This window comes from Paenibacillus sp. PAMC 26794 (assembly GCF_000316035.1).
Taxonomy (GTDB): domain Bacteria; phylum Bacillota; class Bacilli; order Paenibacillales; family Paenibacillaceae; genus Paenibacillus.
Genome location: NZ_ANHX01000021.1, coordinates 91,792 through 118,733, shown reverse-complemented (window position 1 = coordinate 118,733; position 26,942 = coordinate 91,792). Strand labels below are relative to the sequence as shown.

The window sequence follows — 26,942 nt, the reverse complement described above, 5'->3', positions numbered from 1 at the left end:
GAGGGTTTTATGATGATGATTGTACATGTACTCTCAAGAAAAGATTGGGAAGCCGCGTTGATCAATGGGGTTCTAAAATAAAGTCAGAAGTTATATGGGAAGATCTGTATAATGAAGGCAGGGAATATCCTCATATTTGCGGTGAAGTCACCGTATATTTAAAGCCCGACATTTTGGGAAAAGGCTTGGGGAAACAAGCACTACGTTTTATTGAGAAGATTGCAAAAGAACAAGGATTCCATACCTTAATTGCGACGATTTGTATGGAGAATACAAGAAGTAAATCATTATTTGAGAGAAATGGTTATGAACAATGTGCTCTGTTTAAAGAGATCGGATATAAATTCGATAGAAAACTGGATATTGGAAGTTTCCAAAAGATATTGTAAGGAGAATACGAAATGAGTAGAAACCTATATATTATATCTGGACCCCCTGGAGTAGGGAAATCTACAACTTCCAAGCTGCTGGTTCAGACTTTAGATAAAAGTGCCTACATTTCTGGAGATGCGGTTAGTCACTTGCCGGTCAAAGGGCGAGGTAAACCCTGGCTTGATAAGGATACAAACGACTTAACTTGGAAAAATATATCTAGCCTAGTGAAAAACTTATTGGATTATAAATACGATGTAGTGCTGGACTATGTGGCTTTTCCTGAAGACATTGATGGATTAATGACAGAATTGACAGACTATCATGTTCGCATAATCTATGTTGTATTGATGGTTGATCGTCAAACCATTATTCGTAGAGACCGTCTAAGAGCAGAAGAATATCAAATGAAAGAAAGAAGTATACTTCTGCTGGATGAGTTTGAAAATAATCTGGATCTGAGAGTAGATAACAAGCTGTATACTAATCATTTTACAGAAGAACAATTACCTGAAATAGTAAGTGAAATTATAAATAATGAGAAATATCGAGTGAAATAACTGCTATGTTATTATGCTACTAATTGTAAAAATGCACGAGCGTTGAGTTTAGGTGTTAAGCGCTAACGAACCTGACACGTCTTATTCGGGAATTTGAAACGCCCTCCGAAATCTAAGGAATCTGAGACACGCTATACCAGAAAAAATAGCCTTTTGTAGCGTTTTTGTCAGATGATTTTGGGAAATAAGATGTCTCATGTTCCTTACAATTTTAAAAGAGGACGTGAAGGCAGAATAAGATGTCCTGTGTTCCTTAGAAAATCGCCTGGCCATTCGCCAGCATCAGTCACCCTGAACTTCAGTAATTTTCGGACAGTAAGCTGGCACCCATCATCGTTTACTTGCTTGAGTTTGAAGACACACTCTAGTTCGTTTCCCCATGATATTTGAATGTTTATGAATACGATTACATCTTATGAAGGAGGGAGTTCGCCTTGTCTGATTACTATTGGGATGACCAAATTGAATATCTGAGAAATACGCGGTGGCTTTACTATAACGATGATTATCTTGAGTTTTTGGTTCAACGTGTATGGAAGATTGAAAAGTCAGTAGATATTATCGACTATGGATGTGGATATGGCTATCTCGGATTGAAGCTGCTTCCTTTATTACCCGAAGGATCAACCTATACCGGATTAGACAAAGGTAAGGAATTGATTAAGCAGGCCAAAGAGATTTTCTCAAAGACCTCTTATCAAACGACTTTTATAATAGATGACATTGAAAAGGTGCAAGTGAAACGTCAATACGATATTGCGATAAGTCATGCCTTCTTATTACATATAACAGAGCCTATCAACATTCTTCAGAATATGATTGACAGTGTAGTAGATGAGGGTAGAATCATATGTTTTGAACCTCATTGGATCGCTAATATGTCAAACTATGAATTACATGGACTTAAACAATCCAAGATTATTCAGCTAGGTATTCTCCAAAAATTGTTCGAGGAAGATGCCAAACGCAGTGGTAAAGACGGAAATATCGGTATGAAGATTCCAATTCTGCTTAGCCAACTTGGCTTGAGAAATGTAGAATGCCGGGTGAGTGACAAGGTTAACTTCTTAGATCAACACATGGCAGATTCCGATAAGGAAAAGCTTTTTCATGCATTAAAAGAAGAAGGACTGGGACAAGAACCGAATGACAGACATGAAGTTGTTACTCATTTGATGGAAAGAGGACTGAATTCAGAAGCAGCGAATAGAGAACATGAAGCAGAGAGTGTATTTGCTAAGGAGTTTAATGAGAACTCATGGTTAACCTATGCTCCGAACATGAAAATTACATCGGGAATTGTGACGAGATAGTTGTACTGCTTCTATTACACATAAGGAGGTACACATGATGATATATAGGAGAAAAACCTATATTATTGCGACTTCTTTTGTAGATGAGTTTAATGCTCTGTTTAATGATATTTTGCTGCCATCCCAATTGAAATACGGATCAAGACTTATTGGGAGATGGCACACACCAATCGATGATGAAACTAGCGAAATTTTTGCGATGTGGGAATACGATACCCTTGAACAATACGAAGAGATTGAGAAAAAGATAAAATCAGATACAGAACACGTAAAGCGAGTTCAAGCCCGTTTTGATCAGATTGGAAGACATCGGTATAAAGAAGTATTTCGTGACGAGATTAGGCAAGCGTTTTTCACATCGACAGTAGAGCGCGAACAAACGATTTTGAAGTGAAATGAATGAAGAAGGAGCTGAGAGAAAGATGGAGACAGAACGACTTATATTTCGGAAATACACTAAAAATGATTTCGATTTACTTTTTGAGATGACTCGTGAGCCGAATATGATGAAATTTATAAGACATGGAGGACCCTGGACCAAGGAAGAAACCATGCAAAGCCTGGAAAAGTTCATCAACTGGAATAAAGATGATCAAGGGCTGTTCCTCGCATTTAATAAAGAGGATAACAAGCTAATTGGAACCTCCGGACTGATTCCTCAAATCATTGAAGGCAATGATGAGCTTGAAGTTGGTTACTGGGTTATTGAGCAATATTGGGGAATGGGTTACGGATATGAACAAGCAAAAGCGTGGAAAGAATATGGCTTGGATCACTTGAAACAGAAAAGATTAATATCGTTAATTCAACATGGCAATGTGGGTTCTATGAAAGTCGCGCAAAAGAATGGCATGAAACACGAGAAGGACGTAGACATAATAGGGAAAAATGTAGCAGTATACTCGATTGAGGTGAAGTGAATATGACTCCATTTCCTGAGCTAGAAACCAAAAGATTGCTGCTAAGAGAGATTAAACAGAGTGATTCCCAAGACATATTTCAATATTTTTCTTCAGATGAAGTTACAAGGTTCTACGATGTAGAAAGTTTTACGAATACAAAACAAGCAGAAGAACTTATACAAAGGTGGAAAGAACGATTCGAAAATGGTCAGGTCATCCGCTGGGGAATTGCTTTGAAATCGGACAACAGAATTATTGGAACATGCGGATTTCATGGTTGGATGAAACAACATTATAAAGCTGTGATGGGATATGAGTTAGCACCGGAGTTCTGGCGGCAGGGTTACATGACTGAGGTAACTCAGAAAATCGTTGAATATGGATTCAAGAACCTTGAATTAAACAGAATTGAAGCATTTGTAGAGCCAGAGAACGCGGGATCAAGGAAGTTGCTTGAGAAAATTGGGTTCAGTGAAGAAGGTATATTGAAAGAACATTATTATTGGAAAAATCGATTTGTTGATAATGTCGTCTATGCATTTTTGAAGAAAGAATATGTATGAGAATACGAATTATTGGATCTTGCGGTAGTGGGAAATCAACATTAGCCAAAGAATTGTCGGATAAATACGGTATTCCTTCCTATGAATTAGACAATCTCATATGGGACAGAAGCGCCGGAAATCTGAGATATCCTGAAAGTGTTAGGGATGAATCTGTCCAATCTATTGTCGGTTCAGAGGCTTGGATCATAGAAGGAGTGCAGTGCAAAGATTGGACCATTAAGTCCATCCAGGAAGCGGATTTGATTTTTGTATTAGCTCCAAATGTTTTCATTAGAGATTATCGGATTATAAAAAGGTTTGTATTGTCCAGAGTGGGCTTGCGACCGTCGAATTACAAGCAGTCATTCAAGAACTTATGCAAGATGATTGTGAAATGGAACCATCAATATAATATAGAAGAAGTTATGTGTACAATTAACACAAACCATAAGAACGCAACAATCACGAAGAATAAAAAACAAGTAATACAGTTGATTGAACATCATTTGGGAGCGGTTGTAAGTGAGAGTGAAAAAAACGTTAGAATCAAACAAGGATTGTCGAAAGAGGAGATACAGTGGTGAATATAAAAATACAACCAATCACCCGAGAGAATTGGGAAGAGGCGCTGAAGATCTCTTTGTATGAACACCAAGTCTCATTAGTTCCATCTGTTATTGAGGGGATCGCTTACGCCTATATAAAACCGTGGGATGAAGCATTTGATCCTTACGTACTTGAGATCGATGGGAAGGTATTTGGTTTCTTTTATCTGAGTTATACGCCAGATAGTACAGATAATTACTGGATTGGTGGTTTTCAAATCGATCAATCTTATCAAGGTAAAGGGATGGGAAAGCGCGCTATAAGAGCCATTCTAGATTACATCACGAAACAGCATCCGGTATGCAAGGTTATTTCATTAACGGTTGAACGTGATAACGAAATAGCACAGAACTTGTATAAGAGCATGTCCTTCATTAGTGAGAATAGAACCAATTCAGATGATGAAGTGATCTACAGGTTGGCAATAAAATGATAGACTCAACATCTATATGAAGAAGGCTATAGAGCATTTGGTAGGATAGATGAATATCTGGCTGAACAAAACACAACTAGGAAGTGATAAGATGATTAGTTTGAGAAAAATTACGCTGGATAATCGTCGTGCCATATTTAATCTGGAGGTCTCGGATGATCAACGGCAATTCGTGGCCTCCAATCTGTCGAGTGTAGCCTCATGTTATGTTCTTTCGCAAAATGGAGGTCATCCATTTCCTTTTGCTATATATATGGACGATCAACCGGTAGGATTTGTGATGATTACCTATGGCATTACTGGATATGATCTACCCTCTATCGCGGATAGTAGTTATTGCATTCTGAGACTGATGATTGATCATCAATATCAGAACCGCGGATATGGACGACAAGCTATGGTAGAAATTTTGGAATTTATTCGTACATACCCAGCTGGACCTACACAATATTGCTGGATTTCTTATAGTCCCGAAAATGTCAGCGTGAAAAAATTATATGAAAGCTTTGGTTTCGTAGACAACGGCGAGATCTGTCATGATGAGTTAATAACCGTATTGGAGCTTTGAATCATAGGAGAAGGGAGGGTTATATATCACTGAATTTAATGATCTCGAAAGAGAGATCAAAAGAAATAAAGCGGAGAGCTGTATGATATACCGAGAAAACTCAATTCAATATGAATATTATCGGAATCGAAAAACGAAAGACAAACAACACAAAGTGAATTCAATTACAAAAAGTGTGCTCTCAGCATTGGTGGGAATCGCTATACAGCAGGGTTACATTGAGAATGAGGATGTTCCAATTGTGAATTATTTTAACGATCTGGATGACAGCAAAAAGGGGATTACGATTAAGCATCTATTAACGATGTCCTCGGGCTTGCACTATCCGGGGAATGAAGCGATGATTCCATCTAAGAATTGGACAAAATTTGTTCTTGAACAGCCAGTTGAATTCGAACCTGGAATTCAAATGAAATATAGTTGCGGGAGTTCGCATATACTTAGCGCCATATTGCAGAAGGCGACTGGTATGAACACTTCGGAATTTGCAAAAAAGAACTTATTTGCACCTCTGGATATTAACGATTTCCATTGGTATCAGGATACACAAGGGATTGCCATAGGTGGTTTTGGTTTGCGAATGAAAATTGAAGATATGCTGAAGTTTGGAATGTTATACGCTCAGAATGGGAAGTGGAATTCTAAACAACTCATCTCTGCTGACTGGATTGCTAGAAGTGTAAGTCCTTCTCTTACTTCTGAAACCTTATATAGCTACCACTGGCGCATAATGAAAAGCATCAAGAAAGAAGACGCTAAAAATAAAACGTTTTATGCTATGGGGATGGGCGGTGGACGAGGGCAATATATCTTTGTTAACCAAAAGCGAGGATTGGTTGCGGTAATCACCACGATTATATCCGATGATAGCTTGTTACCACTTCAATGGTTTAACAATTATATTTTGAAAGAGTAGTTGTTTATGGGAGAGATAACATGAGCCACTGGTTTGATCTAGATGAACTTGATCCAGAGTTAATCAAATTTGCAGTTATGATCGCTAAATACAAAAATAAATTCATCATTATAAAAAATAGGAAAAAAGGAGGAGGTTGGGAGATCCCAGGAGGCAACAAAGAAATAGGGGAAACCATTTTACACACGGCAAGTCGAGAACTCTATGAAGAGACAGGGGCAGTACACTTCGAATTAATACCTTATGGGGTATATGAATGGAATGGGAGCTTTGGTATGGTTTCTTATGCTGAGGTTAAATTGTTGGAGAGCTTACCGGAGTCTGAAATCGATGAAATAAAGCTTGTGGATGTATTACCTGAAGGGATGAACTTCGGAGATATGTTTTATCGTTTCTCAGACAGATGGGATGGACTTGAGAACCATAAGCTTAAGAAATACACTATCGAAATAAATCATTTGAATGAGTTACCTGAAATTAAAATAAGCTAGTTTTAGTTGGAGGAACTCTGTTTTGAAACTAAAGGAGATGAAAAGAGCTAGTGAATAAGAATAAGGGGCTCATCATGTCACTATTACTTTTATTGCTTTTAATTTTGTTATGGGATTCCTTTCGAACTTCAATTTTTGAAGCAGTTACTGTTCAAAAGATTAGTGAAAATAAAATGACTGTAATTAATTTTAATAATCTTGAAAGAACAATAGTCGTTCCACTGGATATGTCAAAACTAATTGAAGAGAACAAGGAATACACTATTTTGTACGATAAAAGGGTCTTTGATAAATACAGACTTCGATCTATAAAGCCATAGGATCTTAGAAATAACATGGAGAGGAGAGATGGCAATGGCAATGACCATGATAACGTATAGAACGTTGACCCTTGATGATGTGAATCAGCTGCAGGAAATAGATCGCTCGGAACATATTGATCTCATTTATGAAATGAGAGAGAACCGATTGGTTGAGCTTGAACAAAATAATGAGTGCTCAAACTGGGATGAGATGCTTTTGAAAGAGATTCAAAATCGATATGTGTACGAATTAGAACAAGGTGGCATGGCATATGGCGCGTTTGCTGACGATCAATTAATCGGATTTGGTGTGCTGGCACATCAATATAGAGGAAAAGAACGAAATCAATTACAAGTTGACTTGATGTATGTCTCACGCGGGTACAGAAGACAAGGCGTTGGTAAACGTATTCTAAACCAATTAGGTGAAGAGGCTAAGAAACGTGGTGCACAGTATCTGTATATCTCCTCCACAGAGACGAAATCAGCGGTATCCTTTTATAAAAGTCAGGGCAGTCAGATTGCAAGCGAGATTGATCAAGAACTTTATGACAAGGAGCCGAACGATATACATATGATAAAGGAGCTGGGCACATGACAACGGTTGGGATACTCGGAACCATTCATAATCCAGAACTCAGGGAGCGATATCATTGTTCCCTTTCTCTTTACAAGGATGTGATTACTGAGTTTAAACCCGATCTCATTTGTGGTGAAGTTCATCCACAGAGTTGGTTGAGGTATCTGAAGGACAAACATGATAGAGGATACTGGGGAGAACCAGCTAGTGAGTATTGGGAATTGGTCTTCCCTTTATGCGAGGAGCATAACATCCCATTTGTCCCTATAGACTGGTTTGAATTAGATGTATGGAATGCTTTTGATCCATTCAACGGTTATTCGGGCGTGGAACGCCAAGAACTTGAACAACGGGATGATCATTGGTTTGCAGAGCAAATGGAGACGTATCAGTTTGGCGAGATTCCTTTTAATTCAAAGGAGTTCGATCGTGTAACCAGACAAAAGTATGAATGGTTGCATCAGGTAAACGCGAAGGCACAGAACTTTCGCTGGGTGGTCCGTAATCAGATTATGATTCAAAGAGTCAAAAATACAATTGAAGCTCATCCAGGAAAACGAATCCTCTGTATCGTAGGAGCCGATCACAATTACATCTTCCAAGAAGAGCTGATGATAGAACCCGTTGAATTGTTGTATCCGTTAGGAGCATTACATGCGCAAAAAAATACGTAAAACACTCAAGTACAGCATATTCAGTATTATTTTAATGGTTATAGTAGCTCTGATATTTCCCACATGGACACCCAAAATTAAAGGTGAAAACAGCATCAGCATGTTAGAGCAGGTCGAAATTAACGGTACAGGACATGAAGTCATGATCAGGGGTGTTGATCGGACTAACCCTATCCTGATTTTTGTGCATGGCGGGCCGGGATGCTCGGAGATTCCGTACGTAAGGAAGTATCAGAAAGAGCTTGAGCAACACTTCACGGTGGTGCATTACGATCAACGTGGGAGTGGGAAGTCCTATCACTTTTTTGAGAATTACTCGAATCTCACAACAGATATATTAGTAGATGATTTGTTAGCGTTAAGGAATTATGTATCTAAGGAGTTAGGTCAAGAGAAGGTTATATTAATTGGTCATTCATTTGGTACATACATCGGGATGAAAGCTGCGGCTAAAGCACCTACTCAGTTTCACGCTTATATAGGCATTGGACAGATGGCTAATACACTTCAGAGCGAACTGGAAAGTTTGGAGTACACGTACGAGCAAGCGAAACAAGCCGGTAATGCAGAGGACGTTAAAAAACTGGAGCTAATTCGCAGCTCGATCGAGCAAGGAAAGGAACTTACGCCTAGAATTTTGTTGCAAAAGTACGGTGGTGCAGCCAGACTCATCCATGAGAATAGAGATTATATTTCAGGATTTCTTTTTAATCCCGAATACAATGGGCTGGATATGATTCGCTTTTATACAGGGATGTTCAGTTCACAAGACATCTTACTGAAGGAAGCATTTGATCAAAATTTACCTGATATTGTTGATCATCTGGAGATTCCTACCTATTTTGTAACGGGTAAATATGATTATATGACCACTGCGAATGCAGCACGTGATTATTTTGACGTATTGGATGCACCGATCAAAGACTTCATTGTATTCAACGAGTCGGCGCATTACCCACAGTTTGAAGAGAAAGAAAAATTCGTAAAGTGGTTAAATGAGCTATTTTAATATGCATTGAGAGGAGCAAGATCACATTGTTAAGTGAATTCATTGAGCTTGAAGAAGAGAGTGATGAGAGTTACCGGTGTTACACTCTGCAAAATACTGTGCAAATATTTAAACATTGCATACAGGATGAGGATTTAAATGACGTTCCAATATATGTGTCCACTAATACACCGTTAGATTCAATTGTTCATAAAATAGAAGATTACATTAAGTGGTTTTCAACTTGTGAGACGGTCTTTCGAAAATATTATGAGAATGAACTTCATGAAAAGGTACATCAGAATTGGTTTAATGAGATTGAAGTCTATCGCGTGGATATCACATTTAACAGTATAACCGACTACGGCGCAACAATATCTTGCGGAGATCATATTTTGCGCGATCACATCATGATTATTGATTTTGATAGAGAACAAATCCAAGCAATCCACGTAAACGGATAGATGGATTATTTTGTAGTAAATAGTCACAAAAAACAATAAAGATATCGCTTTATTTTCCATAAATGTGTTATTATGTTGGTGGTGGACGAAGAATTCATTTGTTTGATCGATAGAGAGAGGAGGCACGTATTCTCGAATCATTCAATCTGTATGGATAGATTAACTGCACTGCTTGTTAAAAATAATAGAATAAGCGGAGGTATGGTTATGTTCAAAAAATGGAAGAAATTTGGCATCAGCAGCTTGGCACTGGTATTAGTGGCTGCGGTAGCCTTTACGGGATGGAGCGCTAAAGCATCAGCAGCGGACGCTTCGCAAATAGTGTCTGAGATGGGTGCAGGATGGAATCTCGGCAATCAGCTGGAAGCAGCGGTGAACGGTACACCGAATGAGACAGCTTGGGGCAATCCTACGGTAACTCCAGAGTTAATCAAAAAGGTAAAAGCGGCAGGCTTCAAATCCATTCGTATTCCCGTTTCCTATTTGAGCAACATTGGAAGCGCTCCCAATTATACAATCAATGCGGCATGGCTGAATCGAATTCAGCAAGTCGTGGATTATGCGTACAATGAAGGTCTGTATGTGATCATCAATATTCATGGTGATGGGTATAATTCCGTACAGGGTGGATGGCTGCTCGTGAATGGTGGAAATCAGACTGCCATTAAGGAAAAATATAAGAAAGTGTGGCAGCAAATTGCCACTAAGTTTAGCAACTACAATGACCGTCTTATTTTCGAATCCATGAACGAAGTATTCGATGGTAACTATGGCAATCCAAACTCGGCCTATTACGCCAATCTGAACGCATACAACCAAATCTTCGTGGATACGGTTCGTCAGACTGGAGGTAACAACAATGCCAGATGGTTGCTGATTCCAGGCTGGAATACCAATATTGACTACACTGTTGGTAATTATGGCTTTGCTCTTCCGACAGATAATTACAGATCCTCAGCTATTCCTAGTTCGCAGAAGAGAATCATGATCTCGGCACACTATTACTCTCCGTGGGATTTTGCAGGTGAGGAAAACGGTAATATCACACAGTGGGGTGCAACTTCTACGAATCCTGCCAAGAAGTCTACTTGGGGACAAGAGGATTATCTTGAATCGCAGTTCAAGTCCATGTACGACAAATTTGTAACTCAGGGCTATCCTGTAGTGATTGGTGAGTTCGGTTCTATTGATAAAACGTCCTACGATTCCAGCAACAATGTATATCGTGCAGCATACGCAAAAGCAGTTACCGCAAAAGCTAAAAAATACAAAATGGTTCCTGTTTATTGGGATAACGGGCATAACGGTCAACATGGATTCGCATTGTTTAACCGTTCGAACAATACCGTGACTCAGCAAAATATCATTAATGCCATCATGCAAGGTATGCAATAATTTACTGTCTATCTGTATCCGTACAAACGGTGTGTTCCTTCAAAAGGGACATGCCGTTTTTTTTGTTACCCGAGATAAAGTTGAACAACATTTACCAATGCATTTTACATAAGCCACATACAGAATTCATTAAATCCCACAATAGCTTTTATATACTTAATTTGCTTGATATAGCGAACTAAAAGGACTAGGTGGTAGACAGAATGTTAAAAAAACGTGATTTGCAGGAATGCCTTTCACTGTACAGCTTAATGATGGACCCCGCAGTTTCTCCTTACGTTCGTTATCAATGCCAATCGTATGAAGAATATCTATTCCTCACTAAACAATTGATGGCCGAAGAAGAGCAAAAAACGGTGATTTCCCGAACGATTTTGAATGAAACAGGGCAGCCTATTGGAACCATTGATCTATATCATATTGAGCATCAAACCGGTTTTTTAGCCACATGGATTGGATCACCGTTTTTTGGAAATGGGTATAGCCAAAGAGCCAAATCAGACTTCTTTGTTGAATTGTTTCTGGAACATGGGATTGAAACGGTATTTATGAAGATACGCAAGCAGAATATAAGATCCAGAAAAGCGGTACAAAAACTGCCTTATGTGAAATTAGCGAATGATGTGTATCCAGATGTATATCAACGGATCAATATGAATGAACAGATGTATGATCTGTATTATGTTGAACGGTCAGCCTTTTTCGAAAATAGTATGGATCTGCACCAAGTGGTAGCTACGTAACTTATATCGTGAATATAACATGCAGGAATTTAGACTAGAGAATCGAAAGACATTAAGTAGATAACCTCATAAAAAGTGGACGGTTAATCAAGGAGGCATGAAATGAATAATATTAACAAGATTTTGGGTGTAGTCCTCATGCTTGGCAGTGTGTTTATTTCAACAATGGAGAGAATTTCAATACGAGTCTCTGTCGCTATAGTAGAAGCAGGATACGCGTCAGGAGGGACTAACGTGCCCCAGTTCGCTCAGATGAACGAGCATCCAACAGGTTTACTCGTATACTTCATGTTCTTTGTTGGATTTATACTATTGGTGGCGGGATTCCCGGGGAGTTATAAGAAAAATCGTAATCATGGGCATAGCAAGGAAGTTTAGCTTGAGGAGGGATGAAAATGGCCCAACAGGAGGAAGTGTTATCGGGAGGTAATGTGAATCAGGTCGTCAGAATAGGTGAGACGGTTCGCCGGCATGTGAAACCAAATCCATATGTGGTTGAACTGCTTTTACATCTCGAAAAAGTTGGTTATGATCATGCCCCTCGATTTCTGGGAATAGATGAACAGGGGCGAGAAATACTTTCTTACCTCGAAGGCATCGTTCCAGGCAATGACTACCCTGATCTAGAAGAGCATATGTGGTCAGACGAATCTTTGATTGAAGTCGCGAAACTGTTGAGAAGTTACCATGATGCGACCGTTGGATTTACAACAACATCAGTATCAACGAACAGATATCCAGGCATAACTGAAGATGAAGTTGTATGTCATAACGATTTTGCGCCGTATAATGTGGTGTACAAGGATGGCCGTCCTCAAGGCATTATTGATTTTGATATGGCGGGTCCGGGTCCGCGAATGTGGGATATTGCCTATGTCTTGTATACATCCGTTCCACTCGCAGATTTCTCACCAGAGATGGACGGAAAGGGTGTAATGCCATACGCCAGCCAGGCGCACGGAACTATTCGGAAAGAACGGATTGCCTTATTCATGGCTACGTACGGGCTGAGTGTTCCAGCAGATTTGAAGGATTGTGTCATATCCCGTATCCGTTTCATGTGTAAAACACTGACTGATCGTGCGGCTGATGGAGATGTCGCTTTTATGAAGATGGTCGAAGAGGGTCATCTGGCCCACTATGAGAAAGAAGTCATTTTTCTTGAAAACCATTGGGATGAATGGGTTTGAAAGGTAATGCTAATGGACCGCGTGATAGCCTAAGGGCTGGACAGCGGTTTTTTTGTTTCCATCTTCGAATCCTTATGAATTCCTTTCTAATCATTTTCAACAATTGTGATCAACAATACAGCAATATAGTTCAGATTAGATCGAAATAACTGTGTTACAATTCATTGTAAAGCGCTATCATTGTAAATTATTAAACTATATTGCTTTTTATATTCTGGGAAGGGAGATCTTTACTGATGCTAACCATACACACCCCGACGAATATTGCTCTGCAGGAAAATGAAGTTTATGTGCGATCAGAAGCAGATAATTTTCAGGATGAATGGCCTGTTCATACGCATAATGGGTATGAGATACATTATTTTATTCAAGGAGATGCAACCTTTTTAATCGGTGACCGAATATATAAGCCGCTGCCCGGAGATATGTTTATATTCAGAGGCGGTGTGCCCCACCGAATCAATCCTTCAAGAGAAATCGTGTACAAGCGAAGTTTCGTCAATTTCACGGAATTATTGCTTTTGGACATGCTTGCTGTCAGTCAGTTGGAGAATCTGATGTCCATATTCCGTCATCCCAATGGGTTATTGGTGCATTGGCCTCCGGAGGAGCGTGAGCATATCACAGGTATATTTAAGGGAATCAAGGAGGAGATGGGTGCAGGAAATACAGGGTACAAAACAATGGTCAAATTAAGTCTTACCCAATTGCTACTGCGGATTTACCGAAAAACGACTAGTGAGCAATCCGCCAATCCTATTTTATGTTCTTCCCAAAAGCAAACAAGCGTAAGCCGGGTTCTTCATTATTTAAACCAGAACTACACGGAGAATGTTTCTTTGGATGAGTTGTCTAAAATACTCCATTTGAATAAATACTACATTTGTCATTCTTTTAAAGAAACGACGGGATATACCATAAGCAATTATGTAATACGGAAAAGGGTTGCAGAGGCCAAAAAATTGTTGCTGTCTACGGATGCACCGATTTTGTCGATATCAGAGACACTAGGCTTTAACACACCTGTATATTTTAGCAGGGCCTTTAAACAGTATGTGGGTGTATCGCCACAGTTATTCCGTAAAAGTGAATTGCTTAACGAAGCAAAAATTCATTAAACCCTTCCAAGGAGATGTTGATATGACAAGAAGAACAACGTTTAAGCTCATCACTAGCATGGTAATGGTCATGTTACTCATCGTACTGACTGCTTGCGGAAATTCAGGTAGCAATGCTAATCCAAAACAAACAACTCTGGATTTCCTGTGGTTCTCTGACGGAAAAGAAGGAGAAGTCATCAAGGAAATCATCAAAGATTATGAGCAGACGAATACCAAGGTTAAGATCAATCTGATTGAAGTTGGCTTCAAGGATATCCAAACCAAATTAAAAACGATGTTATCCGGTGGAAAGCCACCTGCCCTGAGCCGGGTCACGGATACCGGATCATTTGCTAATCAGGCGGTGGATCTGACACCCTACGTGGGCAATGCGGATCAATTCAAGGATCAATTTATTGACTCACTTAAACCTTATTATGTTATTAATGACAAGTTGGTAGCGGCGCCTATGGATGTCACAGCGAATGGGCTTATTTATAACAAAACCTTATTTGATAAAGCGGGCGTCAAAGTACCGACCTCTCCTGACCAGGTATGGACGTGGGATGAATACACAGCTGCGTTAAAAGAGGTTATGGACAAAGGCGGAGCACGTTATGGCATGGTATGGGATGTCACACCGCATAGATGGTCCACTCTTTTGTATCAGAATGGCGGAAGCATCTTAACGGAGGATGGCACTGCGGCAGCGATTAACAATGAAGCCGGAATCCGTAGCATGGAGCAGTTCAAGCAGCTTCATCAAGAAGGGATCATGCCCGAATCCGTATGGCTCGGAGGGGAAAATCCGAACAACCTGTTCCGTTCCGGGACGGTGGCTACCCACTGGGCTGGCAACTGGATGATCAGCAATTACAAGGATATCACCGATTTTGAATGGGGAGTCACTTATATGCCAAAAGGAACACAACGTTCTTCAGTGCCAGGCGGGAAGTTTCTGATGGCATTCAAAGGCAGCGGATATGAGCAGGAGGCGGCAGAATTTATTGAATACTTAACGTCCAAAGAAGTGAATTCAAAATATAACCAAGAATCATTGTTTATGAGTCCACGGAAGGACAGCTCTGTATTGAATTATGAATTCGGCAAGGAGATGTTTGAAATTTTCGCGGATGAACTGAAGAACAGTTCGCCTCTTGCAGCTAATGACTGGTCCAGACAGACCATTATATCCAAAATTTCAACGGACCTGAAAAATAATATTGTTGAGGTTTTATCCGATAAGGCAACTCCGCAGGAGGCATTGGATCGAACAGCCAAACTGATTAACGAGGCTATTGGCAGTCAATAAACGTAAAGCGCTTTGGTTAATTCGTATATGGGGGCTTACCGATTCCTGTGAAGCCTCCCTTTCGAATAACGCATAAGGAAGGGGCAAGCAGATGAGTGAAGGACAACGATTAAACAGGAATACGCTGGCAAAACAGAACAGGAAGCTCGTTATTGCTCCTTATCTGTTTATACTACCCAACCTCCTGATCTTTGGAACTTTTATCGTATTTCCCTCTTTATTGGGCCTCTATTATTCCTTCCATGTCTATGATGGATTGAACCCAATGAAGTTCAACGGGCTGGATAATTATATTAAAATTATAGGGGATCGGGAATTTTGGTCGACCATCGGACGAACGGGGATTTATGCAGCGATTGTTGTCCCGCTAATATATGCAGCAGCGTTAGGCATTGCTTTGTTGCTTGCGCGCGAGATTAGAATGCGCGGGTTCTTCAGGGCCGTATTTTACTGGCCGACCATGATTTCTTACATTATCGTAGGATTGACCTGGAAGTGGATTTTCGGAGATTCATTTGGCATTTTGAATCATCTGTTAACCGTGGTTGGTGTGGAACCTGTTGGTTTTTTAACTTCTTCCTTTTGGGCAAATACGGCTGTAATCATCGCGACGGTATGGTCACGTGCAGGCTTTTTCATGGTCATTTTTATCGCGGGTTTGCAGGCTATACCTACGGATTATTATGAGGCTGCCCGCTTGGACGGGGCAACGGGAATAAAGGTGTTTCGATATATTACGCTCCCGTTGTTGAAGCCCACAAGCTTGCTTGTTGTTATGCTTACTCTGATTGATGCGTTCAAAGCATTCCCACTTATGTTTGCGCTTACAGGTGGTGGACCGGGCAAAGATACCACCTATATTGTTCAATATATTTATGAGATTGGCTTTAACAGACAGGAGCTTGGCCTGGCCAGTGCCATGTCGGTGATACTGTTTATCCTTATTGGTGGATTCTCGGCTCTGCAATTCCGTCTATCGAAAGGAGGGGCTATGTGATGGTCATGAAGCCTATGGTCAAAATCTTCATCTACAGTCTGTTAAGTGTTGCCGCAGTGGTGTGGCTCCTGCCTGTCCTGTGGGTCGTGATTTCTGCTTTGAAAACGAATAGCGATCTGTACAGCTTCCCTCCCAAGTTATGGCCGCAGCCAATCACCTTTGAGCATTTCAAGGAGGCATTCAGTAAAGGTGATTTTGGCTTGTATTTTATGAATAGTACGATCGTAACTGTAAGCTCAACGCTGCTACTGTTATTGATTAACTCCATGGCAGGTTTTGCATTGGCGAAATATCGCTTCCGCGGAAGCGCGATCATATTAATTGCTTTTGTCTCAACACTCATGATTCCGATTGAGGTAATCATGATTCCTATATTCAAAGTGCTGAGTGCACTGGGGTTGTATAATAGCCTGCTCGCGATTATTATCCCGCCAGCAGCAACCCCAACAGGTGTGTTCCTTATGCGGCAGTATTTGTTGTCCGTACCGGACGAGCTGTTGGAAGCTGCCCGGATGGATGGAGCGGGCGAATGGAAAATTTATTGGAGCATTATTCTTCCGATAGCGAAGCCAATTCTTGCGGTGCTCGCAATCTTCTCCTTCATGTGGAGATGGGATGATTTTGTATGGCCGTTAATTGCGATTAGTGATCCATCGAAATATACCATCCAGCTTGCGCTCTCTAATTTTATTGGTGAATACAACGTGGATTGGGGAAGTTTGCTTGCGATGTCCGTCATCACGATGCTTCCGGTACTCATTGTTTTTATGGTTTTCCAGCGGTATTTTGTCAGCGGTATGATTACTTCAGGAATGAAAGGATGAGTTGAATGTCAGATACCACCTGGAGTGGGATGGATACCTTGAATTATAAACCTATGAAATTAGGTCACAATCAGGTCATTAATCATTGGATGATCAGCGGCATATATACGAAGCCTGTTGCCTTTGTTCCAACAACGATGGAAGGAGATATTAATGATTGGCTTATCGATGGATTTGCCATTCATGAGAATCCATGCAGAAAGGAATTTGTAGAACATAGGAGAATGCAGCCTGTGAACCGATTTTTTGATCAATGGAGCGAGTTTCCTAGCCCGGGAGACGACTTCGTTGGAGAAGAGAACGGAATGCCTTGGGCACTGTATTCTCCTTGGAATAATCCACGGGTGGAGCAATCAGGATTTTGGTTTGTACCGACACATCTGCGCAGTTACGCGGCGACAAGACTCATTTCTCAGACTGCTCATACCGCCTCTTTGCGGATTAAGACCTATGGCAGTCTGACGTTGTGGGTGAATGGGGAAATGGTAACGGATTTTGCGCCACTCATGCGTAACAAGGAGCAGGAAATCGTTATTAAAGCTGAACTTGTAGCTGGAATCAATGAGATCTATGCCTGCTGGGAGGATCTGGCTGAGCGGGATACGATGTATGCTTTTGCGGTGGAATATCTGGGAGACGAGGAATTGGTGATTTCCCTGCCTATTGCTCCTCATTTGGCGGAGTCTGTAAAATCCGCAGAGGAAGCCCTCGAACAGGCTTATTTTCCTTCGGATCTCTTCAGAGGTGAGCAGATTAAGCTCAAGTTGCCGCTTCCCTTACCGGACATCGTTAGAGTGGTTGATATTCAGTATGGCAATTTTTTTGACGGTACCGAAAATAAGACGATACACATCGCCGAAAAGGAAACGGACCTGGTCCTGGCACATACGAATCAACTCGGTCATCATTACGTATACTTCACGCTGGCTATTTCAGTTTCAAATGTTGTACTAACCAAGAAGTTTGGCTGCCAATCCTATGATACCAGCTATGATGAGGCAGCTCAGCAAGCTGCGGATATTGAAGCCCGCAAATCCCTGGCTCTGCGATGCATTGCCGAGAAGGGCAGTCCCAATATTCATAAGGCCATTGCCATGCTCAAAACAGGAGGTAATCAGCAAGAAGCGGAGAACATTTTGCTTGATGGTGTGGAAGGGATCGAGCAACGGAAGGATTGCAGTGACTTCTATCTGGTGGGACTGTTCCGTCTTTGGAGAGATGAGCGAAATAGCGATCTGTTCAGTGAATTGTTCTGGGATCGGGTAAAAGCAAGCATTCTGGGCTATCGATATTGGATTGATGAACCTGGCGATGATGTGATGTGGTTCTTCAGTGAGAACCATGCCTTGTTGTTCCATACCAATGAACTGTTAGCCGGACAGCTGTTTGGAGATGAAACGTTCAGCAACAGTGGTGAATCCGGTGAAGTACATCGTCAAAAAGCAGAGCAGAGGCTTGCATTATGGTTTGAGCGCTTTTTGGATGAAGGATTGGCAGAATGGAATTCAAGTGCATACATTCCGATTGATGCGGTTGGGCTATTGCATATCTATGAATTTGCCCATAATGAACAGCTCAGACAGCAAGCCAAAAAGGCAATGGACCTGTTATTCTATTATATTACCGTTCAGATGCATCAAGGAGTCTTGTCTACAACGTTCGGGCGCAGTTATGAGAAGGAATTGCTGGGCAGTTATGCAGCGGGAACAACTTCAATGTGCTGGATCGCTTATGGCGTTGGCAATGTAAACAATTATTCAATAAGCAATGTTGCCTTGAGTTTATCGGATTACAGTCCTCCAGCAGCATATCAGGAGCATCTCTTGCTCGGGGACAATCAGCAGTTGGTGTTCGCCAATCAGCAGGGCAAGGGAGGTTACGCCAAGCTCTATCATTGTCGGACCAAGGAATACTCCTTATCCTCAATCATTCGCTTCCGTCCACGCAAGCCAGGTTATCAGGAGCATGTTCAGCATTTATCTCTGTCACCTGAGGCACAGATCTGGGTGAATCATCCGGCAGAAATATACAAGCATGGAGATGGTCGACCTTGCTTCTGGGCTGGGAATGGGATATTGCCCGATGTTGTTCAGCATGAGGGGATCGCTTTGATGATGTTTGATATTCCTGCGGATCACAACTCGGACTGGACACATGCTTATTTTCCTACTCACTCCTTCACGGAATGGGTAAGGCATGAGAACTGGCACTTTGCCCGTTTGGATAAGGGTTATGCAGCTATATATGCGGCCAACGGGACGAGTATGGAGAGCAGCGGGGTGACAAGAGAACGTGAGCTTATTTCCCATGGCTTGCGTAACGCCTGGATTATAAGAGCAGGAAGCGAACAGCAATTCGGTTCATTTGACGCTTTTATTAACCAAGTTCGTTCTGCAAGCCCGCAATTCGATAATCAAGCTTTAACTCTCACTCTAACAGACCCGGTATATGGTCCAATTCAATGGGGAATGAACAAGCCTTTTCTTATTAAAGAAGAGGAAATTATACACGAAGGTTATGGAGTAAAGGGACAACTGAAGTTACTGGACATGTAGCGCTGAATCGTGTGCAAGAAACCAAGGGAGTGATAACCAGCATGCTGAATCAAATGGTGCTGCAGGAGAGAATAAGCAAGGTATCCCAAGCGATGGAGTCTATGAAAAACACAAGCATCAATGAACAGTTTCCCATCGGACTAATCGACATACATCTATGGGAATGGCCGCAAGGTGTCGGTCTGTATGGCTTGCTTCAGCTCCATGAGGCAACGAAAGATCCTAAAGTGCTGGAATTTCTCGAATCATGGTACAATGCAAGGTTGATGGAAGGATTACCAGAAAAAAATGTGAACACCTGTGCTCCGCTCCTTACTTTGATCTCACTATGCGAGCTCACCGGCAACAAGGAATACGAACAGGTCTGTGAGGAGTGGAGCAGTTGGATCATGGATGGACTGCTGCGAACCGGAGATGGTGCGTTTCAACATATGATCACGGGAGATGCCAATGATGGTCAAATTCTGATTGATACCCTGTTTATGACGGTGCTATTTTTGGCCAAGGCAGGGGTATACTTCAAGAAACCCGACATGGTGGAAGAAGCCAAACGACAGTTCCTTGTGCATATCAAATATCTATATAACAAGAAAACCGGATTGTTCTATCATGGCTGGGATTTCAATGAAAATCATAACTATGGTGCTGTTCATTGGGGAAGAGGCAATGCATGGTATACGGCGGGAGTTATGGATTTTCTGAATATCATTCCGATCGAAGACGGGCTGAAGGCCTATCTGTTGGATACAGCAACCGCTCAAGTCAGAGCACTGAGCAAGCTTCAGGGTGAGGATGGCATGTGGCACACTGTGCTGGATGATCCAACCTCTTACAAAGAAACCTCGGCAACAGCAGCGATTGGATACGGCATTCTCAAGGGAATCCGGTATGGATATCTGGATGAATCCTATCGCCAGAATGGCTTGAGTGCGCTTGAAGCGGTGTTGAAACATATTGATGATCACGGAGTCGTACAGCAGGTGTCCTATGGTACTCCTGTGGGGCAGGATGCTCAGTTTTATAAAGACATACCGATCAGTCCGATGGGTTATGGACAAGCACTTACGTTGTTTATCCTGATTGAGGGCTTGCGGGCTCCAACCGCCGAATAGAATAAGGCGGACTTTGTGTGGAGGATAGGGGATACAGTTTCCTGTATCCTCCTTTTTGTTTTAGTAAGCTCGAATCTCGATTAATTCCGCATATCTGCTCCCATTTGTGGCATCAATTATGATTCTCAGAGCCTGAGCTGACACAGGGATATCCAGGGAATGAATAACTTTTCTTTTGTGATTTTCTTGCACGCTTGCGACTTGTGTCCATTCTCCAGCCGGAGTCAGTACATCCACGCGATAATCACGCACCAACTCAGGCATCACACGGAATGTTGTCTGATGGTGATGTAAATTAACCAGATCCTCGTTCACATCATCATTGAAGGTCAAGTGCAATTCAGCCAAGGTTTGTGGCTCTTCCCATGTCAGTTGTACCCATTCCGGTTTGCCAGACTGCATTGGCTGCGACATCCACTGTTGCGGCCCACCATAAGGGCGATGATAACCGTTTATCGTATTGTCCGCTGAATAGGCCAGGGTCTCAGTGAGGGTACGACAGCAGAATGGCTGACGCGCCAACCCTTGCATGGACCATAATACGACAGGCTGGTCCGTGGCATGATCCTCCAGATTTTTGGACACATGGTTCTCTTCTGTTTTGAAGAAGATCAGCACCCCGCTGTGTGCTTCTGTCGAATGGTAGAGGGAGACGTCTTTATTGGAGCGGATGATTATAAAAGCATTCTGTGGTTCTTCCGGTCGCCATTCGAGCGGAAGCTTCACCCACCGCTTAGCTCCTGTTGTAACGTTAACAGTCGCCGTAACTTGTAACGAATGCGGGACGTAGTTCTCCTTACGCCCCGTATCCCACAGCTCTACCGTCAGCGCGGTATCGCTGGATGCATCCAGCAGCAGCTCCAGGCCGCTTAGCACTGGATGCACAGGCAGCAGCAGGGCAACATCCGTACCCAGCGGGTACGTCTCGCCAGGCTGCTCAAGAGCGATGCCCGTCAGCGTGCTGGAGGCTGTAACCTGGGCACGCCGGGCCAGATCCAGCTCATCGTGGCTGCGCACCCCGATGATGGAAGCGTCCTGCCGCAGTAACGTCTGCTGCAGGACCGCCAGATGCCTCGCGTGCAGCTCGCGCGGCGACACCCCCATGGCCGCGCAGAGCGCCGCGCCCGTACCTGCGGCTTCGCCGATGACCGCGCATGTGGCCATGACGCGCGTTGTGCCGAAGGCGACATGTGATGCACTGATGTCGCGCCCGGCCATGAGCATATTCCGCACATTCGCGGAATACAGCGAGCGGAACGGCACGTGATATACGCCATCGGCATGCATATGCTTCGAGCCGCTCGCTTCGGCGTACATGCCCTGCGGAGGATGCAGGTCGATGGACCAGCCGCCAAAGGCAACGGCATCCGGGAACTCCCGCTGGCTGATAATATCGTTCTGGGTGAGCACATAGTCACCCGTGAAGCGGCGGTACTCCCTTTTGCCAGGCAGCGAACCAATCCACTCCAGCGTCATATGATCTGCATCGAACTTGCCGGAATTCTTGATATAGTCCCAGATCCCGTAGATCACGGACCACAGTTCATCACGGATCAGCTCATTGTCATGAACGGTGTCATGTTCACCGCCCCATTCAATCCACCAGTAATGACAACCGGAATCCCCGCTGCGAATGACCCGGCGAATCGGAATGCTGGTCTGTGTTATGTCCTTGGCAAAAGAAGGCGGAATATAACGGACAGGCGCACCAGCATCCTTGGTATAAAAGAGAAGTGTACTGCCCAGCGTGATCTGATCAGCCACCTCTGGTGCCCATTCTTCACCATATTCGCTGCGGGCTTCCCGGCCGAGTGCAAATTTGGCTCCAGCCAGAAAGCCGACTAATCCATCACCTGTACAGTCCAGGTAGAAGCTGCTCTCAAAATGAATTCTACGCTCGGAGCCCATCATCCAGCCAGTGACAGAGGTGATCTTTCGTTCATCCCCATCGCCTGAGGCTTGCACTTCATGCACATCCGTATTTAAATACAAGGTGATATTCGATTCGGCTCGGACCGCTTCGAGAATGAGTAGATCCCAGAGATACGGGTTGCCTTCCGGGTTGCGGTACTGGTTCTCTACAAACAATTCCCCCATAATACCCGTTTCCCGGGCATAACGGTTAATCCCGTGGGCGGTGGCGCCGCACACCCAGACCCGAACCTCGCTGCTGGAATTGCCGCCAAGCACGGGGCGGTTCTGCACCAGCGCCACCTGCTGCCCCATGCGGGCAGCGGCTATCGCGGCGCATACACCAGCAAGTCCTCCGCCGATGACGGTGATGTCGTATTGTACATGCTCTTGTTTCATATCTGTGACCTCCTTAACTGAAGTTAGATCCACCTTGACTCCAACTACATATCTATAATTTCATCTTAGATTTATATATTCACTTTTTAAATGCACTATACTATCATCAAACATATACTTTATTTCACAGAAAGGGTGGTCAAGTCATGGAGCTGCTTAACCACATCTACTGGAAGCAAAAAGGGGAATTTTCTCTTACGGAAGATATCTATACGACTTGGGTGGCTTTTGCCGTCGAAGAGGGAATATTCCATTATGAGATTGGGGGTCAGATCGGAGAAGCGAGTTTTGGCGATCTGGTGCTGTGCCCCCCGGCGGTTCCTTTTCGGCGGACAGTCATTACCCCGCTGACATTTCACTATTTACAGTTTAGCAGTAGCCTGGAGGAGGAGGAGTTTCTGCCACCAGCCGGAAAATCGCTGATTAATGACACGAAGCGGTTAGCCTCGACGTACGCTTATTTACGCCAGGACAGTGAGGAGAATAAGGGGGAAGTTGCCCGTTGGAAGACACATTTTATGATGGATTTGTGGCAGTTGTATCAGGTGGAACGCAGACAGAATCGCTTAAAGGAGCGGAGATTTACCGAAGACGCACGAATGGCTGAAGCGGCAGCGCTGCTGGAGGAGCGGGCGGAAGAGGAGATCAGCCTTCAGGAATTGGCACAGCGACTGGCCTTGAGTCCGGTGCAGTTGACAAGGCGTTTCCGGGAAGCTTTTCAGGAGACGCCATCAGGCTATCTCAAACGGGTCCGTCTGAAAAAAGCGCAGAACCTCTTGGCTGACAGCAGCCTGACCCTTAACCAAATTGCCGAGCGATGCGGATATGAGAACGGTTTTTATCTGAGTAGAGTGTTCTCCAAAACGTTGGGCATAAGTCCATCTGAGTATCGCAGGAGACACAGGGTGTAAGCTGAAAGAAGTGAGCAGAAAGCTTTGAAGACAACTTTAAAGACAACTTTTGAAGCCAGCGGAGCACCAGGTATACACCTTCGTTACGGGTTGCCCAGATTATGGAGGAGCTGGTGTGAATGAATGCAGAAGCAACGGATACTGCATTTCTAACCGAAATTAGAGGGGAAGTACTTTTCAGTTGTAGATCATAGACAATTTATACTATAATTTACCATATGGAGTCCTTATCCGAACGTATGCCCCCGTATCCGTTTGAATGAGGACTCTGATTTTATAACTAAAACCAAGGAGGTGGATATGGCCTTAGCCTTTGGAATAAGGAATTCATCCTAATATTCGATAAAGGAGAATGGAAGCGATGAGAAAAATGATATTTTTGAAAGCGCTTAAATTTGTTTTGATGATAACTTTGTTAGTACCTTTGTATTGGGCGGCTCCATCTGTCCATGCGGCAGAAGGGGAGAATACCTTGATTCTGAGTCATGATTTTGAAGATGGCACGGTCCAGAGCTGGAGCGGACGCGGTGAAGTAGAAACGCTTCATGCAAGCGCCGTTGCAGCTCGTACCGGAGATTATGGACTGGAAGTGAGCGGGCGTGCTATGACATGGCATGGGCCAGCGCTGGATGTGACAAAACTTTTGGAGGTGGGACAGACGTATGTGTTCACTGGCTGGGTGAAGCTTCCGGCGGGAGCGTCCAGCACAAACCTCAATATGTCTTTACAGCGTACCCTGCCAGATACAACACATTATGAAAATTTAACATTCGGTACCGCATCCGCAGGCGGATGGACCAAGCTTACTGCACAGTTTAAAATGCTGGAACCAGCGAATCAGTTATCGATTTATTTTGAAGTGCCAGACCGTGCCACAGCTTCTTTTTATGTGGATGATTTCCGATTGGAGAGGCTGCCGGATCTCGGACCCATTGTGATCGAAGAGGACATTCCTTCCCTACAGGATGCTTTTGCGGGCAAGTTTCGAATTGGGACGGCCTTCACGAACAATGAACTGCTGACCGAACCGGACAAGCAGCTGCTTACGAAGCATTTTGATAGTCTGACACCAGGCAATGTTCTGAAATGGGACAGTACCGAGCCGCAAGAGGGTATGTATAATTTCAGCGGGTCGGATGCCGCAGTCGCTTTTGCAGCAGCGAACGGACAAGAGATACGCGGGCATACCCTCGTTTGGCATACACAAACTCCGGATTGGGTATTCCACGATGCCAACGGCAATCTGGTGAGCAAAACGGTGCTGTATGAACGGATGCAGCAGCATATTGAGACGGTAATGGAGCGTTATCAAGGCCAGATCTACGCTTGGGACGTTGTGAATTTTTTGATGCCTCCGAGCCGGATGGCCTGCGGCGCAGTCTGTGGTACCAGATTGCCGGGGAAGAATATATTGAGAAAGCATTTGAATTCGCCCATGCAGCCGACCCGGATGCCAAGTTGTTTATTAATGACTACAATACCCATGAGCCGGCCAAAAGCCAGGCCCTCTACAATCTGATCACTCGCCTTCAAGCCAAGGGTGTGCCTATTGACGGAGTCGGCCATCAAACACACATCAGCCTCTTTTATCCAACCCTTTCGGAAATTGAGAGTTCCATTGTCAAATTTAAGGCGCTGGGCCTCGAAACACATATTACTGAGCTTGATGTAAGTGTATATTCCAATGATTCGCAATCTTATGATATCTTCCCGGAAGAACTGAAGACACAGCAGGCGGCGCTGTACAAGTCCCTGTTCCAGATCTTCCTGAGGCATACGGACACAGTCAAAAATGTTACCTTGTGGGGCAAGGATGATGCCAATACCTGGCTACGAACCTTCCCGGTCGCCCGCAACAACTGGCCGCTTCTTTTCGACGAGCGACTCCAGTCCAAGCCAGCCTATTGGTCCGTATTAGAGACGGTCCAGGTCGAGGCAGTACCAGCCGCTCCGCAGAATCTGACCGCCACTGCGGTTAGCGACAACAGCATCAATCTAAGCTGGAGTGCATCTGCAAGTGCGACTTCCTATACGGTAAACAGGTCGCTGACAGCAGCCGGACCGTATACATCTGTGGCCGCTGTATCGGGAACAAGCTATAAGGATATGGCGGTATCTGCTGGAACCACCTACTACTATGTGGTGAATGCGGTTAACAGCGTTGGGAAGAGTGTGAACTCCGTTCAAGCTTCCGCAAAGGTCCAGGGTGGAGGGCCGCCAGAGCCTGCTGGTAATCTGACTCTAGCCTATCGTGCAGGGGATACAAATCTGCTCGATAACCAAATGAAACCGCAGTTTGTCATTCACAACAACGGTACCTCCACAGTTAGCCTGAATGAACTGACAATTCGTTACTGGTATACAGTGGACGGGGAGAAACCACAATCCTTTTTCTGTGATTATGCACAGCTTGGAGGCAGTCAGATCAGCGGCAGCATAGTGAAACTGCCTGCACCTGTTCCTGGAGCGGACCATTATCTGGAACTGAAGTTCGGTACCGGAGCAGGCGTGATCCCGGTCGGAGGAACCTCTGGGGAGATACATACCCGGTTGCACAAAGCAGACTGGTCCAATTACAGCGAAGGGGATGATTATTCCTTTAACCCGCTGCAGACCTCTTTTGCCGATTGGACCAAGGTAACTCTTTACCTGAACGGCGAGCTTGTCTGGGGAGTGGAGCCTATATCCTAATTTGCTAAGTCGTTATATCTAGCCTAGCCGGAGATCCCAGATCTCCGGTTTTTTTAATGCAATAGAACAAATCTGTGTATCCCTATCC

The 26,942-nt window shown here is 43.5% G+C and carries 28 protein-coding genes and 1 pseudogene; 28 read left to right on the top strand and 1 reads right to left on the bottom strand.

The genetic code is table 11. The features are described 5' to 3' along the window. The first annotated feature begins 44 nt into the window (after positions 1 to 44). From D829_RS30875 to D829_RS0111185, 25 genes are all read left to right on the top strand, one after another. Positions 45 to 389 carry a GNAT family N-acetyltransferase gene (locus tag D829_RS30875; RefSeq protein WP_017689002.1) on the top strand — a complete coding sequence of 115 codons (345 nt, stop codon included), beginning with the start codon at positions 45 to 47 and terminating at the stop codon, positions 387 to 389. Between the two features lie 12 nt (positions 390 to 401). Beyond that, positions 402 to 932, top strand: a complete 531-nt coding sequence (locus D829_RS0111305; RefSeq protein WP_017689001.1) for an AAA family ATPase — start codon at positions 402 to 404, stop codon at positions 930 to 932. Between the two features lie 434 nt (positions 933 to 1,366). Then, positions 1,367 to 2,245 (top strand): methyltransferase domain-containing protein, encoded by an 879-nt coding sequence (locus D829_RS0111300; protein WP_017689000.1) that lies wholly within the window; start codon positions 1,367 to 1,369, stop codon positions 2,243 to 2,245. 34 nt (positions 2,246 to 2,279) lie between these two features. After that, complete coding sequence (locus D829_RS0111295; protein ID WP_241230767.1) at positions 2,280 to 2,639, top strand: NIPSNAP family protein; 360 nt, start codon at positions 2,280 to 2,282, stop codon at positions 2,637 to 2,639. 28 nt (positions 2,640 to 2,667) lie between these two features. Beyond that, a complete protein-coding gene (locus tag D829_RS0111290) occupies positions 2,668 to 3,165 on the top strand; it encodes a GNAT family N-acetyltransferase (protein ID WP_017688998.1) in 498 nt (165 codons plus the stop codon). Positions 3,166 to 3,167: 2 nt separating this feature from the next. Next, complete coding sequence (locus D829_RS0111285) at positions 3,168 to 3,710, top strand: GNAT family protein (protein WP_017688997.1); 543 nt, start codon at positions 3,168 to 3,170, stop codon at positions 3,708 to 3,710. Further along, positions 3,707 to 4,276, top strand: coding sequence for a hypothetical protein (locus D829_RS0111280; protein WP_017688996.1), 570 nt, complete (start codon positions 3,707 to 3,709; stop codon positions 4,274 to 4,276). Before D829_RS0111285 ends, D829_RS0111280 begins: the two co-directional genes overlap by 4 nt. Continuing rightward, the gene (locus D829_RS0111275) at positions 4,273 to 4,731 is read left to right on the top strand and encodes a GNAT family N-acetyltransferase (RefSeq protein ID WP_017688995.1); all 459 of its coding nucleotides are present in this window, start codon (positions 4,273 to 4,275) and stop codon (positions 4,729 to 4,731) included. The genes D829_RS0111280 and D829_RS0111275 overlap by 4 nt, the downstream gene beginning before the upstream one ends. Before the next feature lie 91 nt (positions 4,732 to 4,822). Continuing rightward, positions 4,823 to 5,299 carry a GNAT family N-acetyltransferase gene (locus tag D829_RS0111270; RefSeq protein WP_017688994.1) on the top strand — a complete coding sequence of 159 codons (477 nt, stop codon included), beginning with the start codon at positions 4,823 to 4,825 and terminating at the stop codon, positions 5,297 to 5,299. Positions 5,300 to 5,381: 82 nt separating this feature from the next. Continuing rightward, positions 5,382 to 6,215, top strand: a complete 834-nt coding sequence (locus tag D829_RS0111265; protein WP_017688993.1) for a serine hydrolase — start codon at positions 5,382 to 5,384, stop codon at positions 6,213 to 6,215. A gap of 20 nt (positions 6,216 to 6,235) precedes the next feature. After that, a complete protein-coding gene (locus tag D829_RS30870) occupies positions 6,236 to 6,706 on the top strand; it encodes an NUDIX domain-containing protein (RefSeq protein ID WP_017688992.1) in 471 nt (156 codons plus the stop codon). 354 nt (positions 6,707 to 7,060) lie between these two features. Further along, positions 7,061 to 7,606, top strand: coding sequence for a GNAT family N-acetyltransferase (locus D829_RS0111250; protein WP_017688990.1), 546 nt, complete (start codon positions 7,061 to 7,063; stop codon positions 7,604 to 7,606). Further along, on the top strand, positions 7,603 to 8,262 hold the full coding sequence (locus D829_RS0111245) for a hypothetical protein (protein WP_017688989.1): 660 nt from the start codon (positions 7,603 to 7,605) through the stop codon (positions 8,260 to 8,262). Before D829_RS0111250 ends, D829_RS0111245 begins: the two co-directional genes overlap by 4 nt. Next, complete coding sequence (locus tag D829_RS0111240) at positions 8,243 to 9,271, top strand: alpha/beta hydrolase (protein WP_017688988.1); 1,029 nt, start codon at positions 8,243 to 8,245, stop codon at positions 9,269 to 9,271. The genes D829_RS0111245 and D829_RS0111240 overlap by 20 nt, the downstream gene beginning before the upstream one ends. Before the next feature lie 26 nt (positions 9,272 to 9,297). Beyond that, positions 9,298 to 9,714, top strand: a complete 417-nt coding sequence (locus D829_RS0111235) for a hypothetical protein (RefSeq protein WP_017688987.1) — start codon at positions 9,298 to 9,300, stop codon at positions 9,712 to 9,714. 207 nt (positions 9,715 to 9,921) lie between these two features. Beyond that, complete coding sequence (locus D829_RS0111230) at positions 9,922 to 11,109, top strand: glycoside hydrolase family 5 protein (protein WP_017688986.1); 1,188 nt, start codon at positions 9,922 to 9,924, stop codon at positions 11,107 to 11,109. Positions 11,110 to 11,312: 203 nt separating this feature from the next. Beyond that, positions 11,313 to 11,852, top strand: a complete 540-nt coding sequence (locus D829_RS0111225) for a GNAT family protein (RefSeq protein ID WP_017688985.1) — start codon at positions 11,313 to 11,315, stop codon at positions 11,850 to 11,852. 102 nt (positions 11,853 to 11,954) lie between these two features. Beyond that, positions 11,955 to 12,230, top strand: coding sequence for a hypothetical protein (locus tag D829_RS0111220; RefSeq protein ID WP_017688984.1), 276 nt, complete (start codon positions 11,955 to 11,957; stop codon positions 12,228 to 12,230). A gap of 17 nt (positions 12,231 to 12,247) precedes the next feature. Then, complete coding sequence (locus tag D829_RS0111215) at positions 12,248 to 13,042, top strand: phosphotransferase (protein ID WP_017688983.1); 795 nt, start codon at positions 12,248 to 12,250, stop codon at positions 13,040 to 13,042. A 236-nt stretch (positions 13,043 to 13,278) separates the two neighbouring features. Next, on the top strand, positions 13,279 to 14,160 hold the full coding sequence (locus D829_RS0111210) for an AraC family transcriptional regulator (RefSeq protein ID WP_017688982.1): 882 nt from the start codon (positions 13,279 to 13,281) through the stop codon (positions 14,158 to 14,160). A gap of 22 nt (positions 14,161 to 14,182) precedes the next feature. Continuing rightward, positions 14,183 to 15,454, top strand: a complete 1,272-nt coding sequence (locus D829_RS0111205; protein WP_017688981.1) for a sugar ABC transporter substrate-binding protein — start codon at positions 14,183 to 14,185, stop codon at positions 15,452 to 15,454. Positions 15,455 to 15,545: 91 nt separating this feature from the next. Continuing rightward, the gene (locus D829_RS0111200; protein WP_017688980.1) at positions 15,546 to 16,451 is read left to right on the top strand and encodes a sugar ABC transporter permease; all 906 of its coding nucleotides are present in this window, start codon (positions 15,546 to 15,548) and stop codon (positions 16,449 to 16,451) included. Continuing rightward, on the top strand, positions 16,451 to 17,275 hold the full coding sequence (locus tag D829_RS0111195; RefSeq protein WP_017688979.1) for a carbohydrate ABC transporter permease: 825 nt from the start codon (positions 16,451 to 16,453) through the stop codon (positions 17,273 to 17,275). The genes D829_RS0111200 and D829_RS0111195 overlap by 1 nt, the downstream gene beginning before the upstream one ends. 5 nt (positions 17,276 to 17,280) lie before the next feature. Further along, positions 17,281 to 19,830 carry a hypothetical protein gene (locus tag D829_RS0111190; RefSeq protein ID WP_017688978.1) on the top strand — a complete coding sequence of 850 codons (2,550 nt, stop codon included), beginning with the start codon at positions 17,281 to 17,283 and terminating at the stop codon, positions 19,828 to 19,830. A gap of 41 nt (positions 19,831 to 19,871) precedes the next feature. Next, positions 19,872 to 20,942, top strand: coding sequence for a glycoside hydrolase family 88 protein (locus tag D829_RS0111185; protein WP_017688977.1), 1,071 nt, complete (start codon positions 19,872 to 19,874; stop codon positions 20,940 to 20,942). A gap of 60 nt (positions 20,943 to 21,002) precedes the next feature. Here the strand turns inward: D829_RS0111185 and D829_RS0111180 are convergent, their stop codons facing one another. Continuing rightward, a complete protein-coding gene (locus tag D829_RS0111180) occupies positions 21,003 to 23,252 on the bottom strand; it encodes an FAD-dependent oxidoreductase (protein WP_017688976.1) in 2,250 nt (749 codons plus the stop codon). 146 nt (positions 23,253 to 23,398) lie between these two features. Between D829_RS0111180 and D829_RS0111175 the strand changes: the two genes are divergently transcribed. From D829_RS0111175 to D829_RS34020, 3 genes and pseudogenes are all read left to right on the top strand, one after another. Continuing rightward, a complete protein-coding gene (locus D829_RS0111175; RefSeq protein WP_017688975.1) occupies positions 23,399 to 24,163 on the top strand; it encodes an AraC family transcriptional regulator in 765 nt (254 codons plus the stop codon). A 352-nt stretch (positions 24,164 to 24,515) separates the two neighbouring features. After that, positions 24,516 to 25,463: pseudogene (locus D829_RS34025) on the top strand (endo-1,4-beta-xylanase); the annotation flags it as partial. Between the two features lie 26 nt (positions 25,464 to 25,489). Then, positions 25,490 to 26,854, top strand: coding sequence for an endo-1,4-beta-xylanase (locus tag D829_RS34020; protein ID WP_241230766.1), 1,365 nt, complete (start codon positions 25,490 to 25,492; stop codon positions 26,852 to 26,854). Positions 26,855 to 26,942: the final 88 nt, after the last annotated feature.

Excerpts from the sequence above, each read along its gene's own strand:
- D829_RS0111210 (WP_017688982.1), top strand. The coding sequence starts at position 13,279 with ATGCTAACCATACACACCCCGACGAATATTGCTCTGCAGGAAAATGAA.
- D829_RS0111285 (WP_017688997.1), top strand. The coding sequence starts at position 3,168 with ATGACTCCATTTCCTGAGCTAGAAACCAAAAGATTGCTGCTAAGAGAG.
- D829_RS0111180 (WP_017688976.1), bottom strand. The coding sequence starts at position 23,252 with ATGAAACAAGAGCATGTACAATACGACATCACCGTCATCGGCGGAGGA.
- D829_RS0111265 (WP_017688993.1), top strand. The coding sequence starts at position 5,382 with ATGATATACCGAGAAAACTCAATTCAATATGAATATTATCGGAATCGA.
- D829_RS0111205 (WP_017688981.1), top strand. The coding sequence starts at position 14,183 with ATGACAAGAAGAACAACGTTTAAGCTCATCACTAGCATGGTAATGGTC.
- D829_RS0111190 (WP_017688978.1), top strand. The coding sequence starts at position 17,281 with ATGTCAGATACCACCTGGAGTGGGATGGATACCTTGAATTATAAACCT.
- D829_RS0111305 (WP_017689001.1), top strand. The coding sequence starts at position 402 with ATGAGTAGAAACCTATATATTATATCTGGACCCCCTGGAGTAGGGAAA.
- D829_RS0111225 (WP_017688985.1), top strand. The coding sequence starts at position 11,313 with ATGTTAAAAAAACGTGATTTGCAGGAATGCCTTTCACTGTACAGCTTA.
- D829_RS0111240 (WP_017688988.1), top strand. The coding sequence starts at position 8,243 with ATGCGCAAAAAAATACGTAAAACACTCAAGTACAGCATATTCAGTATT.
- D829_RS0111230 (WP_017688986.1), top strand. The coding sequence starts at position 9,922 with ATGTTCAAAAAATGGAAGAAATTTGGCATCAGCAGCTTGGCACTGGTA.
- D829_RS0111175 (WP_017688975.1), top strand. The coding sequence starts at position 23,399 with ATGGAGCTGCTTAACCACATCTACTGGAAGCAAAAAGGGGAATTTTCT.
- D829_RS0111270 (WP_017688994.1), top strand. The coding sequence starts at position 4,823 with ATGATTAGTTTGAGAAAAATTACGCTGGATAATCGTCGTGCCATATTT.
- D829_RS0111295 (WP_241230767.1), top strand. The coding sequence starts at position 2,280 with ATGATGATATATAGGAGAAAAACCTATATTATTGCGACTTCTTTTGTA.
- D829_RS0111280 (WP_017688996.1), top strand. The coding sequence starts at position 3,707 with ATGAGAATACGAATTATTGGATCTTGCGGTAGTGGGAAATCAACATTA.
- D829_RS0111195 (WP_017688979.1), top strand. The coding sequence starts at position 16,451 with ATGGTCATGAAGCCTATGGTCAAAATCTTCATCTACAGTCTGTTAAGT.
- D829_RS0111220 (WP_017688984.1), top strand. The coding sequence starts at position 11,955 with ATGAATAATATTAACAAGATTTTGGGTGTAGTCCTCATGCTTGGCAGT.
- D829_RS0111215 (WP_017688983.1), top strand. The coding sequence starts at position 12,248 with ATGGCCCAACAGGAGGAAGTGTTATCGGGAGGTAATGTGAATCAGGTC.
- D829_RS0111250 (WP_017688990.1), top strand. The coding sequence starts at position 7,061 with ATGGCAATGACCATGATAACGTATAGAACGTTGACCCTTGATGATGTG.
- D829_RS30870 (WP_017688992.1), top strand. The coding sequence starts at position 6,236 with ATGAGCCACTGGTTTGATCTAGATGAACTTGATCCAGAGTTAATCAAA.
- D829_RS0111290 (WP_017688998.1), top strand. The coding sequence starts at position 2,668 with ATGGAGACAGAACGACTTATATTTCGGAAATACACTAAAAATGATTTC.
- D829_RS0111200 (WP_017688980.1), top strand. The coding sequence starts at position 15,546 with ATGAGTGAAGGACAACGATTAAACAGGAATACGCTGGCAAAACAGAAC.
- D829_RS0111245 (WP_017688989.1), top strand. The coding sequence starts at position 7,603 with ATGACAACGGTTGGGATACTCGGAACCATTCATAATCCAGAACTCAGG.
- D829_RS0111185 (WP_017688977.1), top strand. The coding sequence starts at position 19,872 with ATGCTGAATCAAATGGTGCTGCAGGAGAGAATAAGCAAGGTATCCCAA.